Below are 12948 nucleotides of genomic sequence, written 5' to 3'. Positions count from 1 at the left end.
CCCTCCCATGCGAGAGGACTGTTTATCCGGTCTTAGCATTCGTTTCCGAATGTTATCCCGATCTTGTGGGCAGGTTGCCTACGTGTTACTCACCCGTCCGCCGCTAAGCATCAGAGAAGCAAGCTTCTCATCAACTCCGCTCGACTTGCATGTATTAGGCACGCCGCCAGCGTTCGTCCTGAGCCAGGATCAAACTCTCCATAATAGAGAGCCATGAAGGCTCAAAATGCTGACTTAAAAAAGTAAATCGTTGTCTATCGTCCCAAAGGACGACAGGAACCGTATTACGCTCGATGTTCAGTTTTCAAAGAACAATGTTACTGCTTGAATATCTCATCACCGCGCTAACGGCGACTTTTATAATATATCACAGCCTACCAGGCAAAAGCAACTGGCAATTTCTTTCATCCTTCATTGCCGTTGTCGCTGCTAGAACTGCGATGTCTCCCGTAAAGAGGGACGAATGATAATTTAACATATTCGCATTGCCCGGGTCAAGCTTTTTTATCCATGCTTTTTAATGCTGTGATTTTAAGCCGAGCGCATAACGCGACAGCTCTCTGGGCGGCGCGATTCGGGCGTACATACGAAAGATAATCCTGTAGCGTTTGGAGATCGCTTCTTTCACCGGGCGATCCAAACGCCGGTCAGCCATATCGAGAAGCATTTCATCCATTTCCTTACGCAGCAAATAATCGAGCTCCTTGCACTCTTTATCCGTGAACATCATACCCAGCATGGAATGCAATCCTCCTGTGCAAAAGCGGCATTGCCGAAAATACCGAAAAGGAATTCTGCGGCATGTTTTACTGTTATGCTCTATTGTCGCCGCCTTTATGACCATTTTGGAGGAAAACTCTAACTTTTAACTCATTAGCCAGTAGGTTACCGTACTTTCCACTACAGCTGCCGCAAGAAGCAGTGTGAAAACCAGGATCAGCGCCGGTACAGATCCGATAGCCGTGCGCACGAACGGATGCCATGCCCGGTCTTTGCCGAACACGGAACCCGCGATGCCCTGCAGCAGGGTTACACCGAAACGCACGCCGAATGCGCACGCCAGAAAGATCGCGGACAATTCCAAGATGCCGTGGGGCAGCAATCCTTTTAAGACGATCAGCCACACGTTCTCGCCTCGATCAGCGATTTCTCCTAATAGAAATCCGATAACCATCCCATTAGCGACCAGCATATAGACGGGAAACAACCCGACCGCCGCGCCTAACACCATGGCAAGAACAGCCTTCAGAAAGTTATTAAGGAAAATGATAAAGAACATGACTAGCTCCGGCGAGTCCGATTTATGGGCGATGTTGGACAATTGTGCCAAGCCCTTCAACTGCTGCGCAAGCCATTCGGCCGGTGCCCCGGGGGAGCCCCCGACGAGAAGACCTGCGAAAAAAAGCATGATCGACATAATGAAATACGGCCGCACTTCTTTCCACGACTGTAAATACCCTTTGCGCGTAAACATTGCTGATCCTCCATTCGCTGCACTCTGACAGGATGAATAACTGCATGGGTCAAGCATACATTTGATAATAGCCAAGCCCGAGGCTGATTTCTAAGTAACGTCCAATCTACCTTTGAAAGGAGCCGATCATTCCGCATGAATAACTATTTTTTAGTATTAAACGGACGGCGCATTAAAAAGTTCTTTTTCCTCACAGTAGCCGCCATCCTGTCTGTTGCGGTCATTTGGGTTGAAAAGGACAATATAAGCGTCTTTGCCGCTCACCCGCCGGCCGCCATCTACAGCGTTCCCACGGACCGGAAAGTCGTGGCGTTGACGTTCGATATCAGTTGGGGCGACAAACGCGCGGAGCCGATTCTCGAAATTCTGAAAAACAAAAAAGTGGACAACGTTACCTTCTTCCTCTCTTCACCTTGGAGCAAGACCCACCCGGAAATTGTCAAGAAAATCGTAGACTCCGGTTATGAAATCGGCAGCCACGGGCACAGGCACGACAATTACAGCCAGTACAGCGAAGAAGAGATACGGAGACAAATTACGACCGCCCACGGAATACTAAGCGAGATGACGGGAAGCAGTCCGAAGCTGATCCGCATGCCGAACGGGGATTTCGATAAACGGGTATTGCGCGTTGCGGCAGACTTGAATTACAAGGTCATTCAATGGGACACCGATTCGTTGGATTGGAAAAACCCCGGAGTGGATACCATTGTCCGCAGAGTGGTCGACAAAGCGCATACCGGCGATATCATATTGCTGCATGCGAGCGACTCCTGTAAACAGACACACCTGGCACTCCCCGATATCATCGACCAGCTTCGCGGGCAAGGCTATGAGTTCGTCACCGTGTCGCAGCTGATCAATCAGACAGAGACCAAAGGGAAAACCGTCGAAGATCGTTCCGCATGGAACGAGATGGCATCCCCTGCTCGTTAAGCGGCCGACTTCAGCGTCCCGGCCCTGTCTAGAATACGGTGAAGCTGCATGATTTGGTAAGCATTGCACACAAACAAAGGCGCCATTTGAAAAATAAGAGATGAAATGTTGCCCGTCCGGAATGTAGGAATCGCCTCCACGACCGTAACAGCCACCATGAAGAACAGGGTAGGGATCCAGGCGCCGGACGTCGTTTCATTTACTTTTCGCCAAGCTACGATCAGAGATAAAACAAGCAATAACAGCGGCACAGCCCAATAAGTATTGCTGGGAAAATTGGTGCCGTACGTCCAGTAGGCAATTTCAGCTAATACGAAAACCGCGATAAAGCCTTGCAGAGCAACCCACAAATAAGGACGCTTGAAAATGCTGCGGGCAATGTAGTTCAACATCAGGTACGCGAAAAATCCCATATGCGCAAAAGCGCCGAAAGTAAGTCCGCTGAGCCCCATCATGACAATGTTATACAACCAACCGTCAGCTTTAATAACACGAAATTCGGGATCCGCAACCAGCAGGCAGAGTCCGGTAACAGCTGCCGCTAAAGCACCTATTAGAATGGTCGTACCGAATAATTTCATCCATTTACGCAAATTCAACGCGAAATTCCTCCTCCAATCGTCCACCCTCCATTTTACCACGAACCAGTGAAAAAGCCATGAACATCCCATCATAGCCGTCCGTTTACCTTCACATACTACAGCCATAACTGCTTATAGAGGGAGAAGGTGTCGGTATGCGTTATCGGTTGCCGTTGTATGGCGCCATCTTGGGCATGAGCTTAACTCTGGTTTCATGCTCCCCCCAATCCGGGGGCGATGGCGGCGGAGAACTGAGTTATAAAGAAGTTAAATCGATGGTCATCGACATTCTCGGTTCCGAGGATGGGCAGAAAGCGGTGGAAAAGGCCACCTCATCAGGTGAAACGACTTTGCGGGCGCAAAGCATGAATCCGCAGGATCAACTGCGTATCAGGATGGCGGTTAAGGATGTGCTGACCTCTCCGGAATATTCGTCAATTTTAAGCGGAATAATGACTGACCCCAAGTTCGCCGGTGAATTTGCCAAGGCTGTGAGCAAAGACAATAAACAAATCCACAAGGACCTGATGAAGGACCCCAGTTATCAGAAAGACATGACCGACATGTTTAAAGGACCGGAGATGCAAAAAATACTTTCCGATTCCATCAAGACCATGAGCGTTCGGACAGTCATCAATAACTCTGTGAATGAATCCATCCAGAATCCGCTGTTTAAGCTGGAAATGATGAAGATGCTGCAGGCTGCCGTTAAAGAGGAGCTCAGCCTAAGCCCGCCAAGGGCAAGGGGGGCGGCGGGGGCTCAGGCGGCGGTGGACCTGCGGCCGGCGGCGGGGAATCTTCCGGTGGCAGTTGAGGCAAACAACAAAAAACCGGCTTACGCCGGTTTTTGTGTTTGCTTAAGCTATTGCTCGCAGTGGTCAATGACGCTTTGCGCGAGAGCCATGTACTCTTTGCCCGACGGCGAATCCGCCTTGTATACGGAAGGCGAGAAATCCGCCTCAGCCGGATGATTGTCCGGTGCGCCCAGCGGGAATTGCGCCAGCAGCTTCGTGTGCAATGTTTCCGCCAGCCGCGCGCCGCCCCCACGCCCGAAGACGTAATCACGGCTTCCATCCTTAGCTTCATAGTACGCCATATTCTCCACGACACCGATGATCTCGTGATTGGTGCGCAGCGCCATAGAACCCGCGCGAGCCGCTACAAACGCGGCTGTGGCATGCGGCGTGGTGACGATGATTTCTTTGCTGTGAGGAATCATCTGATGCACGTCAAGCGCCACATCGCCGGTTCCGGGCGGTAAATCCAGCAGTAAATAGTCAAGCTTGCCCCAGTCGATCTCCATGAAGAAATTGCGGAGCATCTTTCCTAACATCGGCCCCCGCCATACGACCGGGCTGTTGTCTTCCACGAAGAAACCCATGGACATAACCTTGACGCCAAAGCGTTCAATGGGCTTGATTTTCTCCCCCACCTGCTCGGGCCGTTCCTCGATCCCCATCATATCAGGTACACTGAACCCGTATATATCGCTGTCGATCAGACCGACGCGCTTGCCTTGTCTGGCCAAAGCAACAGCCAAATTTACCGTGACCGTCGATTTGCCGACTCCGCCCTTGCCGCTCGCCACCGCAATAAAGTGAACGCCGTTCTCCGGATTAAGCAGATGGTTATGCTCGAGCCCTGCGGCATGGCCCTTCACCGCTGCTGATTGCTGCCCGGGCGCAGGCGCGGATGGCTTGGCTGCCGTCGGCGGCTGCATCTTGGATAACGTATCGGCTTTCTCGTGCTCCGTCATTGGACGAAACCTCAAATGAGGCTCCCCTTCCACGATCTTGGACAGCTTGTCGGCGATTTGCTGCTGCAGTTCCGCCTGCTTGTCCATACTATCCGGGTGCAGTACCACCGTCAAAGAAACTGAGGAATCCCGCACCACAACGTCACGTATCAAACCCAAACCCACGGTGCTTTGCCTTAAGGTCGGCTCCATTACGAACCGAAGCGCATCGATTACTGCTTCTCTGGTTACCAATCGAATCAACCCCCGTATGCTTTTACAACATTTACTTATTATAACACAGCTTTATTCCTTTTCACCTGACCCGTAACGGAGGATGCCCCGGTAGATCGCAGTTGCAACCTTGCGCTGGTATTTCTCGTCCGCCAGCAATCTGGCCTCTTCCGGATGAGACAAGAAACCGACTTCGATTAAAGCCGTCGGCATCTCCAGCGTCTTCAGCAAATACACCGTCTCCGCTTTTTTGGCGACCCGGGTCGTGTTGCCGAGCATTTCTCGAAACTCCCGTTGGATGATCGAAGCCAGCCGTTTGCTTTCAGGATTCTGAGGATGGTAAAAGGTCTGGGCGCCCGACCAGAGCGGAGACGGAATGCTGTTCATATGTATGCTGATGGTCAGATCCGGTTTCCGGTCCCGAACCCGATCCGCCCTTTGCAGCAGATCCTCCGTCTTCCGGCGGGAATAACCCCTCGTATCGGGCGAGGCTAAATCGTAATCTCCTTCACGCGTCAAAAGCACCAATGCCCCGGCCTGTTGCAGATAATCCCTTAAATAAAGGACGATCGCCAGGTTCAAATCCTTTTCAATGACTCCTTCCCGGCTGACCGCACCGCCATCGGCGCCGCCATGTCCGGCGTCCAGCGCAATGATCTTGCCCGCAAGCGGCACAGTCCAGTGCGTCCAAGTGCGCGCAGAAGGCATTTCACTCAGGAATATGACCAATGTCAACAGGATCAGGCAGGACACAATACCTACGCGGAGCATCCCCCGGCGGCTCATCCATACGACTAATCGGGTCCGCCTCTTGATCGCGTTCCACACTCGAGAACCATATCCGTTAAACAATAAAATCCACCCCGTCCCGGGAAAGTTCCCTACATCATATGGGACAAGATGGATATTTATGTTTAGATCGCGTAAGTCTTGCTAGCTTCCGCCATACCTTCAATCAGGATCTTCGCCACTTCAGGACGGGAGAACTCCGGCGGCGGGCAAATCCCGTCACGCAGCAAGGCCCGGACTTTCGTGCCCGACAAGGTCATATGATCTTCTTTGCCGTGCGGACATGTTTTGCTGGAAGCCATGTTACCGCATTTCGTGCAGAAGAAGCTGTGTTCAAAATAAAGCGGCATGATACCCAGCTCTTCCACAGGGAAAGACTTCAGAAGCTCCTGCGCCTCGTAAGTGCCGTAATAATCGCCTACCCCTGCGTGATCACGGCCGACGATGAAATGGCTGCAGCCGTAATTTTTACGGACCATCGCGTGGAATATAGCTTCCCGCGGTCCTGCATAACGCATGGCTGCCGGGAACACACCCAAGAATACCCGATCTTCCGGATAGTAGTTCTCAAGAAGCGCGACATAGCTTTTCATGCGCACATCTGCAGGCACATCGTCAGATTTCGTTTCTCCCACTAACGGATTCAGGAAAAGTCCGTCAACGATTTCCATTGCCGCTTTTTGAATATATTCATGAGCCCGGTGCACCGGGTTGCGTGTCTGGAACCCGACAACTGTGCGCCAGCCTTTCTCGGCAAAGATTCGGCGCGTGTCTGCAGGATCGAAATAAAATTCGTTGAACTTCTCCGGCTTCGGACGATTAAGTACACGGATAGAGCCGCCCACATAAGTGTCCGGGCGATCAAACAGCTTCACGACACCCGGATGTTCCATATCATCTGTTTTGAATACTTGCAACGCTTCATGGCGTTTATCCACTGTGTAGATGCTCTCTATTTCAATCACGCCGTATAGGATGCCGTCGGACTCACCCACCAAAGCCGCTTCTTGACCGATCGACAACTTCGCCGCTTGATCCGAAGTAACGGTAAGGGTGATTGGAATACTCCAGATGGTGCCGTCCGCCAAACGCATCGTATTGACGACGGACAAATAATCCGATTCGTTCATGAAACCCGTCAACGGGCTGAATGCCCCTACCCCAATCAGATCGAGATCTGAAATCGTCCAGTTATTCACCTGGATTGAAGCGAGTCCGGCCGCGCGTGACAGCAGCTCTTGCCGCTCCCGCCCTTCGGCTAACCGGTTGATTAACTTTCCGCCATGCGGCTGAATTGCGCTCATCGTTTCAGTAACTCCTTCTGCTTATTCTTCTTGTTTGATTTATTTATGCAAACCGCATTCCGTTTTCTCATTGCCTGCCCAGCGTCCCGCCCGAGGATCTTCACCCGGCATAACCTGCTTTGTGCAGTGCTCGCAGCCGATGCTTGGGTAGTTACGATCGTGAAGAGGATTATAGATGATATCGTTGTCGCGGATATAATCCCACACCTGCTCCGATGTCCATGCTGCCAGCGGGTTAAACTTCACCAATCCGAATTTGGTGTCGTACTCGACCTTCTTGGCATTAGCCCGTGTCGGCGCCTGATCGCGGCGGATACCGGTAATCCATGCGTCATATTGCGATAGAATGCGGGTTAACGGCTCTACCTTACGGATATTGCAGCAAGCGTTCGGCTCGCTTTTCCACAACGCTTCTCCGTGCTCAGCAGCCTGCTCCTCCGGAGTGAGCTTCGGCTTCACCTGCACGAACTTCAGATTGTACTTCTCTTCCATTCGATCACGGGTCTCATACGTTTCTTTAAAATGAAAGTCCGTATCGAGGTAGAAAATATCCGAAGATGGACTGATCTTTTGCAGCATATCGACAAGCACTACATCTTCAGCTCCGAAGCTGCAGGCGAATGTTATATTCGGGAAGGTTTGAACGGCCCACGCGATGACCTCCTGGGGCGAGGCGTTCTCGAATTCCTCAGCTTTCCGGTGGATGAGGGTTTCTTTTTCAATCAGGTTCATGATTATTGACCTCCATCTTTAATTCCTAGTAAGTACATATGAATTTAGTCTATTATACGCCTAATGGTGATTATGAGCAATACTTGTTAGCACTTCCTTATCGTATTCCAAAGCATAAAAAAATGCCCTTCCGCCCATTGTAAAAATGGGGGAAAGGCACTTTGCACAAGATTAACGTTTGGAGAATTGAGGCGCGCGGCGAGCCGCTTTCAAGCCGTATTTCTTCCGTTCTTTCATACGTGGATCACGAGTCAGGAATCCGGCTTTCTTCAGAGATCCGCGAAGTTCAGGATCTGCTTTCAGCAGAGCGCGGGAGATCCCGTGGCGAATGGCACCGGCTTGACCGGACATTCCGCCTCCGTGAGTAAGGATCACAATATCATATTTGTTATTGGTTTCAGTCAGGTTAAGCGGTTGTTTAACGATCAATTTCAGCGTTTCAAGGCCGAAATATTCGTTGATATCACGTTTGTTGATCTGGATGCGGCCTTCACCCGGCACGAGACGAACCCGCGCAACGGAGTGCTTGCGGCGACCCGTTCCGATATATTGCGCTTGAGCCATTCGTAAGTCCTCCCTTTCGATTAACCGCGAAGTTCGTAAACTTCAGGTTGTTGTGCTTGGTGTGGATGTTCTGCACCGGCATATACTTTCAACTTACCGCGAAGCTGATGTCCCAGCTTGTTGTGAGGCAGCATACCGTAAACAGCCAACTCAATGATCCGCTCAGGTCTCTTGTCCAACATCTCAGCTGCAGTTCTAGTTTTAAGACCGCCTGGATAGTGGGAGTGAGTGTAGTATTTCTTTTGCTGCATTTTCTTGCCTGTCAGAACGATCTTGTCTGCATTGATGACGACAACGAAATCACCTGTATCGATATGTGGGGTGAATTCCGGTTTGTGTTTGCCGCGGATCAAAGCAGCAACTTCGCTGGCCAGACGGCCGAGGGTTTTGCCTTCGGCATCGATCAAATGCCACTTGCGCTCAACTTCGAGCGGCTTTGCCATGTAAGTGATACGCATGAATATCCTCCTTCGGGTTGTACTGCCCTGCTTGTATGTGGTACGTCATTACCGTCAATTTCATTGTCAAGTGTGGTTTAAAAAGCTGTAATGCGATCTGTCAGTGTGACATTTCTTCACTGGGGCCGTGGGAAGCCGTGTAGAAAGCACAAAATTTATTGTACATCAAACCGGGCGGATAAGCAACTAAAAATATTCGCAACGCCTGATTTTATGCGTATTCGTCAGTTGAACGGTTCATACTCCACTTCCCACAAAGTCAGACCGTGCGGAACGGCTGTAGGACCGGCTTTCGAACGATCCTTGGCGGCCAGGATGATCCCCATATCGTCAGGGGAACGTTTCCCCTCACCGACTTGGATCAGAGTCCCCGTGATAATCCTGACCATGTTATACAGAAAACCGTTCCCGGTAATATACAAATGCACGATGCCGCGCTGCCGGCCGGGATATTGTTTGGTGTCCCACGCTTGCAGCACCGGTTTCTCGGGAAAAGCTTCAGCGTTATCCTCTACCACGAGTTTGGCGTCTATGATCGTTCTGATATGGCTCGGCTTCGTTGACTGCGGTGATGTAAATGAAGAAAAATCATGTTCACCGAGCAGATGACCGAGCCCGCTGCGCATCGCTTCAAAATTCAGCGGCGTATGATGATGAAATTGATAGTGCCGTCTAAATAAATCGGGATTGCGGTTGCAATTGATCGAGTACCGATAGGTTTTGCGAACCGCCCAGCGCCGCGAGTGAAATTCCAGCGGCGCTGGGAAAGCGGATTGCACAACGATATCATCCGGCAGTCTTGCATTAAGAGCACGTTCCCAGCGCTCAGCAGGGATGCTGGAGGACGTATGGAAGTTCACGACTTGGCCTCTCGCATGAACGCCGGCATCCGTGCGGCCCGATCCGATCAGACGCACAGATTCTCCCGACAACAGATAGATCGCTTCTTCGAGCTTGTTTTGGATCGTGTTGCCGCCGGGCTGGGTCTGAAACCCCTGATAGCCGGTTCCGTCGTAGCTGACGATGAGACCGATATTCCGCAAAACTTCATCCCTCCTTACCCTGCCGAAGTGCCACAAAAAAAGGATGATCCGAATGCGTGATTCGGGCCATCCTTCTTTGCTCCGTTCTTATGCGCGATCTACGAGTTCGAGATACACCATCGGAGCGGAGTCGCCGCGGCGGGGACCCAGGCTTCAGAATGCGAGTATATCCACCCGGGCGTCAATGTAACGCGGCGCCAACTCGGAGAACAGTTTTGGATGGCGTTCGTTGCTCGCCGTCAAGGCTTTCCCGACGCACAAATGCTGCTACCTGACGACGTGCATGCAGGTCGCCACGCTTGGCGAGAGTAATCAGCTTCTCGGCAATGGAGCGAACTTCCTTCGCTTTCGCTTCGGTCGTTTGGATACGCTCATACAGGAACAGGTCGGTTACCAAGTCACGGAAAAGTGCTTTCCGCGAGCTTGAGTCGCGACTCAGTTTTTGATAGGCCATCTTTTTCCCTCCCTTATCACTTGATGCTTTAAAACATTAACGGGCGTTAGTCCTCGAAACGAAGGCCCAGACCCAGTTCTTCAAGCTTTTCCTGCACTTCTTCCAAAGACTTGCGGCCCAAGTTGCGAACCTTCATCATGTCTTCTTCCGATTTCGTAATCAGCTCTTGAACGGTATTGATTCCGGCACGTTTCAGGCAATTGTAGGAACGGACGGAAAGATCAAGCTCTTCGATAGTCATCTCAAGCACTTTCTCTTTCTTGTCTTCTTCCTTTTCCTTCATCGTTTCCGTATCTTTGGCTTCATCAGTCAGTCCAACAAACAACGACAGGTGATCCGTGAGGATCTTCGCGCCGAGACTAACCGCTTCTTCCGGTCTGATGGAGCCGTCGGTCCAAACTTCGAGCGTGAGCTTGTCATAGTTAGTGACCTGGCCCACACGGGTGTTTTCTACTTGATAGTTAACTCGGGTAATTGGCGTATAGATGGAATCGATCGGAATAACTCCAATCGGCTGCTCATCCTTCTTGTTGCGCTCCGCCGCGACATAGCCGCGTCCCTGTCTAGCAAAGATGCGCATATGAAGGCGCGCACCTGAAGCCAGCGTAGCGATGTGCAGATCCGGATTAAGAATCTCCACGTCACTGTCGGCGCGGATATCGCCGGCAGTCACAACGCCGTCACCTTCTGCGTCTATCTCAAGCACTTTCTCTTCGTCGGAGTGAATCTTCAGCGACAGGCGTTTGAGGTTGAGGATAATTTCCGTCACATCCTCAATGACGCCGGGAATCGTGGAGAACTCGTGAAGCACGCCATCGATCTGAACCGATACGACTGCAGCGCCCGGCAAGGACGACAGCAGAATACGGCGCAGAGAGTTACCCAGGGTCATGCCGTAACCCCGTTCGAGCGGTTCTACGACAAAACGTCCGTATCTCTTATCATCTTGAATTTCCACCGAATCGATTTTCGGCTTCTCGATTACTATCACAACCAATACCTCCTTCAAAACGTCCGCTGACGTTGCCGATTGTTTACCCAAGCCAAAATGGTTTCAGCCTTCATTTTATCATGCAAAATGTTAATAGGGTAAACCATGTAGTATGCCTAACCGTTACAACCATTATTCACAAGTTGTTCTTGTTTGATACCACACTGCAACGTTTGTTACACGCGACGGCGCTTCGGAGGACGGCATCCGTTATGCGGAATTGGAGTCACGTCTTTGATCATGCTGACTTCAAGACCAGCGGCTTGCAGCGAACGGATCGCAGCTTCGCGGCCTGCGCCAGGACCTTTAACCATGACTTCAACGAGACGCATACCATGATCCATCGCAGCGCGGGCTGCGGATTCCGCTGCCATTTGGGCTGCGAAAGGCGTGCTTTTACGGGAGCCTTTAAAGCCAAGGTTGCCGGAGCTAGCCCAAGAAACCGCGTTGCCATGAGGATCCGTAATGGTCACGATGGTATTGTTAAACGTCGAACGGATATGAGCCACACCCGTGTCAATGTTTTTCCGGTCACGACGCTTGGTGCGTACGACTTTCTTGCCTTTTTGTGCCATGCTTGTTATCCCCCCTTATTACTTCTTCTTGTTCGCTACCGTACGACGAGGACCTTTGCGGGTACGCGCGTTCGTTTTGGAACGTTGTCCGCGAACCGGCAAGCCACGGCGATGACGGAGCCCACGATAAGAGCCGATTTCAATCAACCGTTTGATGTTAAGAGCAATTTCACGTCTCAGGTCACCCTCGACCTTTTGCGCTTTATCGATCGATTCACGAAGACGAGCTAACTCATCTTCGGTCAGATCGCGAACGCGCGTGTCAGGGTTGATACCTGTCGTAGCAAGTATCTTCTGGGAAGTAGATTTGCCGATCCCGAAGATGTACGTCAGGGCGATTTCCACACGTTTCTCACGGGGAAGGTCAACACCAGCTATACGAGCCATCTAGGAGCACCTCCTTGTTATTAGCCTTGTTTTTGTTTGTGTTTCGGATTTTCGCAGATAACCATCACGTTGCCTTTGCGGCGAATGACTTTGCATTTCTCGCAAATCGGCTTGACCGAAGGTCTCACCTTCATGATAATACCCTCCTTAATAGTGCGAGCGAACATGCGCGTCTCTGACATCGCAGTTCGGTCGGCACAATGGTGTGATCGAACTTACAAAACTATGGGCCGCCGTTCGATCAACACGCACTCGGTAGACCGGACGAACTTATTTGCGGTAGGTGATGCGGCCCCGCGTCAAATCATATGGCGACAATTGGATAACCACTTTGTCTCCTGTCAGAATTCGGATGAAATGCATCCGAAGCTTGCCGGAGACATGCGCCAGAATCTGATGTCCGTTCTCGAGTTCTACCTTGAACATCGCATTCGGCAGCGGTTCGATAACCGTTCCTTCTACCTCTATTACGTCCTCTTTGGCCACCGTCATTCTCCTTTCTCTTCAGCATGCGCTTCGATTTGTCCGATGGCGTACCGGAGCTTCGCGTTAGTCACGCGTCCGGTATCGCGAAGGCTATTCGCGACTTCTTCGCTTCGGATCCCGAGCGGCTCGAGATGCAGCACGTTTTTTGCGTTTGGGCCGATCGAAGCGGCGTTTGTCGCCGTCAGCCACGAGCGCGAATCGCTCA

The 12948-nt window shown here is 51.4% G+C and carries 17 protein-coding genes, 1 rRNA gene and 2 pseudogenes; 2 read left to right on the top strand and 18 right to left on the bottom strand.

Features of this window, described 5'->3' with window-relative positions; all coding sequences use genetic code 11:
- From SD71_RS08305 to SD71_RS08295, 3 genes are all read right to left on the bottom strand, one after another.
- A 16S ribosomal RNA gene (locus SD71_RS08305) occupies nt 1-205 on the bottom strand; the annotation flags it as partial.
- Nucleotides 206-517: 312 nt separating this feature from the next.
- Nucleotides 518-739, bottom strand: coding sequence for a hypothetical protein (locus SD71_RS08300; protein WP_041061984.1), 222 nt, complete (start codon nt 737-739; stop codon nt 518-520).
- Between the two features lie 126 nt (nt 740-865).
- Nucleotides 866-1474, bottom strand: a complete 609-nt coding sequence (locus SD71_RS08295) for a stage II sporulation protein M (RefSeq protein WP_041061983.1) — start codon at nt 1472-1474, stop codon at nt 866-868.
- 135 nt (nt 1475-1609) lie between these two features.
- On the opposite strand from SD71_RS08295, the gene pdaB reads away from it, so the two are divergent.
- Nucleotides 1610-2410, top strand: a complete 801-nt coding sequence (pdaB, locus tag SD71_RS08290) for a polysaccharide deacetylase family sporulation protein PdaB (RefSeq protein WP_041061982.1) — start codon at nt 1610-1612, stop codon at nt 2408-2410.
- On the opposite strand, the gene SD71_RS08285 is transcribed toward pdaB, so the two are convergent.
- Nucleotides 2407-3009, bottom strand: coding sequence for a KinB-signaling pathway activation protein (locus SD71_RS08285; protein WP_041061981.1), 603 nt, complete (start codon nt 3007-3009; stop codon nt 2407-2409). The two genes, pdaB and SD71_RS08285, sit on opposite strands and share 4 nt — an antisense overlap.
- Before the next feature lie 137 nt (nt 3010-3146).
- On the opposite strand from SD71_RS08285, the gene gerD reads away from it, so the two are divergent.
- Nucleotides 3147-3962 (top strand): spore germination lipoprotein GerD, encoded by an 816-nt coding sequence (gene gerD, locus SD71_RS22975; RefSeq protein WP_152619388.1) that lies wholly within the window; start codon nt 3147-3149, stop codon nt 3960-3962.
- On the opposite strand, the gene SD71_RS08280 is transcribed toward gerD, so the two are convergent.
- From SD71_RS08280 to SD71_RS08215, 14 genes and pseudogenes are all read right to left on the bottom strand, one after another.
- Nucleotides 3854-4981: a P-loop NTPase gene (locus SD71_RS08280; protein ID WP_041061980.1), complete on the bottom strand. Its 1128-nt coding sequence runs from the start codon at nt 4979-4981 to the stop codon at nt 3854-3856. The two genes, gerD and SD71_RS08280, sit on opposite strands and share 109 nt — an antisense overlap.
- Before the next feature lie 51 nt (nt 4982-5032).
- Nucleotides 5033-5731 (bottom strand): N-acetylmuramoyl-L-alanine amidase CwlD, encoded by a 699-nt coding sequence (gene cwlD / locus SD71_RS08275; RefSeq protein ID WP_407637531.1) that lies wholly within the window; start codon nt 5729-5731, stop codon nt 5033-5035.
- Nucleotides 5732-5874: 143 nt separating this feature from the next.
- On the bottom strand, nt 5875-7053 hold the full coding sequence (gene sat, locus SD71_RS08270) for a sulfate adenylyltransferase (RefSeq protein WP_041061978.1): 1179 nt from the start codon (nt 7051-7053) through the stop codon (nt 5875-5877).
- A gap of 39 nt (nt 7054-7092) precedes the next feature.
- Nucleotides 7093-7785: a phosphoadenylyl-sulfate reductase gene (locus tag SD71_RS08265; RefSeq protein WP_041061977.1), complete on the bottom strand. Its 693-nt coding sequence runs from the start codon at nt 7783-7785 to the stop codon at nt 7093-7095.
- 171 nt (nt 7786-7956) lie between these two features.
- Nucleotides 7957-8349, bottom strand: a complete 393-nt coding sequence (gene rpsI / locus SD71_RS08260) for a 30S ribosomal protein S9 (RefSeq protein WP_041061975.1) — start codon at nt 8347-8349, stop codon at nt 7957-7959.
- 20 nt (nt 8350-8369) lie between these two features.
- The gene (rplM, locus tag SD71_RS08255) at nt 8370-8807 is read right to left on the bottom strand and encodes a 50S ribosomal protein L13 (protein WP_041061973.1); all 438 of its coding nucleotides are present in this window, start codon (nt 8805-8807) and stop codon (nt 8370-8372) included.
- Between the two features lie 224 nt (nt 8808-9031).
- On the bottom strand, nt 9032-9850 hold the full coding sequence (gene truA, locus SD71_RS08250) for a tRNA pseudouridine(38-40) synthase TruA (RefSeq protein ID WP_041061971.1): 819 nt from the start codon (nt 9848-9850) through the stop codon (nt 9032-9034).
- Nucleotides 9851-9937: 87 nt separating this feature from the next.
- Nucleotides 9938-10304: pseudogene (gene rplQ, locus SD71_RS08245) on the bottom strand (50S ribosomal protein L17).
- 46 nt (nt 10305-10350) lie between these two features.
- Nucleotides 10351-11295 carry a DNA-directed RNA polymerase subunit alpha gene (locus SD71_RS08240; protein WP_041061970.1) on the bottom strand — a complete coding sequence of 315 codons (945 nt, stop codon included), beginning with the start codon at nt 11293-11295 and terminating at the stop codon, nt 10351-10353.
- Nucleotides 11296-11471: 176 nt separating this feature from the next.
- Nucleotides 11472-11870: a 30S ribosomal protein S11 gene (gene rpsK, locus SD71_RS08235; RefSeq protein WP_041061968.1), complete on the bottom strand. Its 399-nt coding sequence runs from the start codon at nt 11868-11870 to the stop codon at nt 11472-11474.
- An 18-nt stretch (nt 11871-11888) separates the two neighbouring features.
- The gene (gene rpsM, locus SD71_RS08230; protein WP_041061967.1) at nt 11889-12257 is read right to left on the bottom strand and encodes a 30S ribosomal protein S13; all 369 of its coding nucleotides are present in this window, start codon (nt 12255-12257) and stop codon (nt 11889-11891) included.
- Nucleotides 12258-12277: 20 nt separating this feature from the next.
- Entirely contained in the window at nt 12278-12391 is a 114-nt protein-coding gene (rpmJ, locus tag SD71_RS08225; protein WP_003333770.1) for a 50S ribosomal protein L36, read from the bottom strand.
- A gap of 136 nt (nt 12392-12527) precedes the next feature.
- Nucleotides 12528-12743, bottom strand: coding sequence for a translation initiation factor IF-1 (gene infA, locus SD71_RS08220; RefSeq protein WP_035121186.1), 216 nt, complete (start codon nt 12741-12743; stop codon nt 12528-12530).
- Nucleotides 12744-12745: 2 nt separating this feature from the next.
- Nucleotides 12746-12948: pseudogene (locus tag SD71_RS08215) on the bottom strand (hypothetical protein); the annotation flags it as partial.

It is taken from the genome of Cohnella kolymensis (assembly GCF_000829465.1).
Taxonomy (GTDB): domain Bacteria; phylum Bacillota; class Bacilli; order Paenibacillales; family Paenibacillaceae; genus Cohnella; species Cohnella kolymensis.
The sequence above is the reverse complement of the archived record's forward strand: the minus strand, read 5'-3'. Positions and strand labels throughout refer to the sequence as shown.

What these genes read in the sequence shown, in the direction of transcription:
- rpsM (WP_041061967.1), bottom strand. Translation starts at nt 12,257, where the DNA reads ATGGCTCGTATAGCTGGTGTTGACCTTCCCCGTGAGAAACGTGTGGAA.
- gerD (WP_152619388.1), top strand. Translation starts at nt 3,147, where the DNA reads ATGCGTTATCGGTTGCCGTTGTATGGCGCCATCTTGGGCATGAGCTTA.
- cwlD (WP_407637531.1), bottom strand. Translation starts at nt 5,731, where the DNA reads ATGCTCCGCGTAGGTATTGTGTCCTGCCTGATCCTGTTGACATTGGTC.
- rpsI (WP_041061975.1), bottom strand. Translation starts at nt 8,349, where the DNA reads ATGGCTCAAGCGCAATATATCGGAACGGGTCGCCGCAAGCACTCCGTT.
- SD71_RS08300 (WP_041061984.1), bottom strand. Translation starts at nt 739, where the DNA reads ATGCTGGGTATGATGTTCACGGATAAAGAGTGCAAGGAGCTCGATTAT.
- rpsK (WP_041061968.1), bottom strand. Translation starts at nt 11,870, where the DNA reads ATGGCACAAAAAGGCAAGAAAGTCGTACGCACCAAGCGTCGTGACCGG.
- sat (WP_041061978.1), bottom strand. Translation starts at nt 7,053, where the DNA reads ATGAGCGCAATTCAGCCGCATGGCGGAAAGTTAATCAACCGGTTAGCC.
- SD71_RS08265 (WP_041061977.1), bottom strand. Translation starts at nt 7,785, where the DNA reads ATGAACCTGATTGAAAAAGAAACCCTCATCCACCGGAAAGCTGAGGAA.
- rpmJ (WP_003333770.1), bottom strand. Translation starts at nt 12,391, where the DNA reads ATGAAGGTGAGACCTTCGGTCAAGCCGATTTGCGAGAAATGCAAAGTC.
- pdaB (WP_041061982.1), top strand. Translation starts at nt 1,610, where the DNA reads ATGAATAACTATTTTTTAGTATTAAACGGACGGCGCATTAAAAAGTTC.
- rplM (WP_041061973.1), bottom strand. Translation starts at nt 8,807, where the DNA reads ATGCGTATCACTTACATGGCAAAGCCGCTCGAAGTTGAGCGCAAGTGG.
- SD71_RS08295 (WP_041061983.1), bottom strand. Translation starts at nt 1,474, where the DNA reads ATGTTTACGCGCAAAGGGTATTTACAGTCGTGGAAAGAAGTGCGGCCG.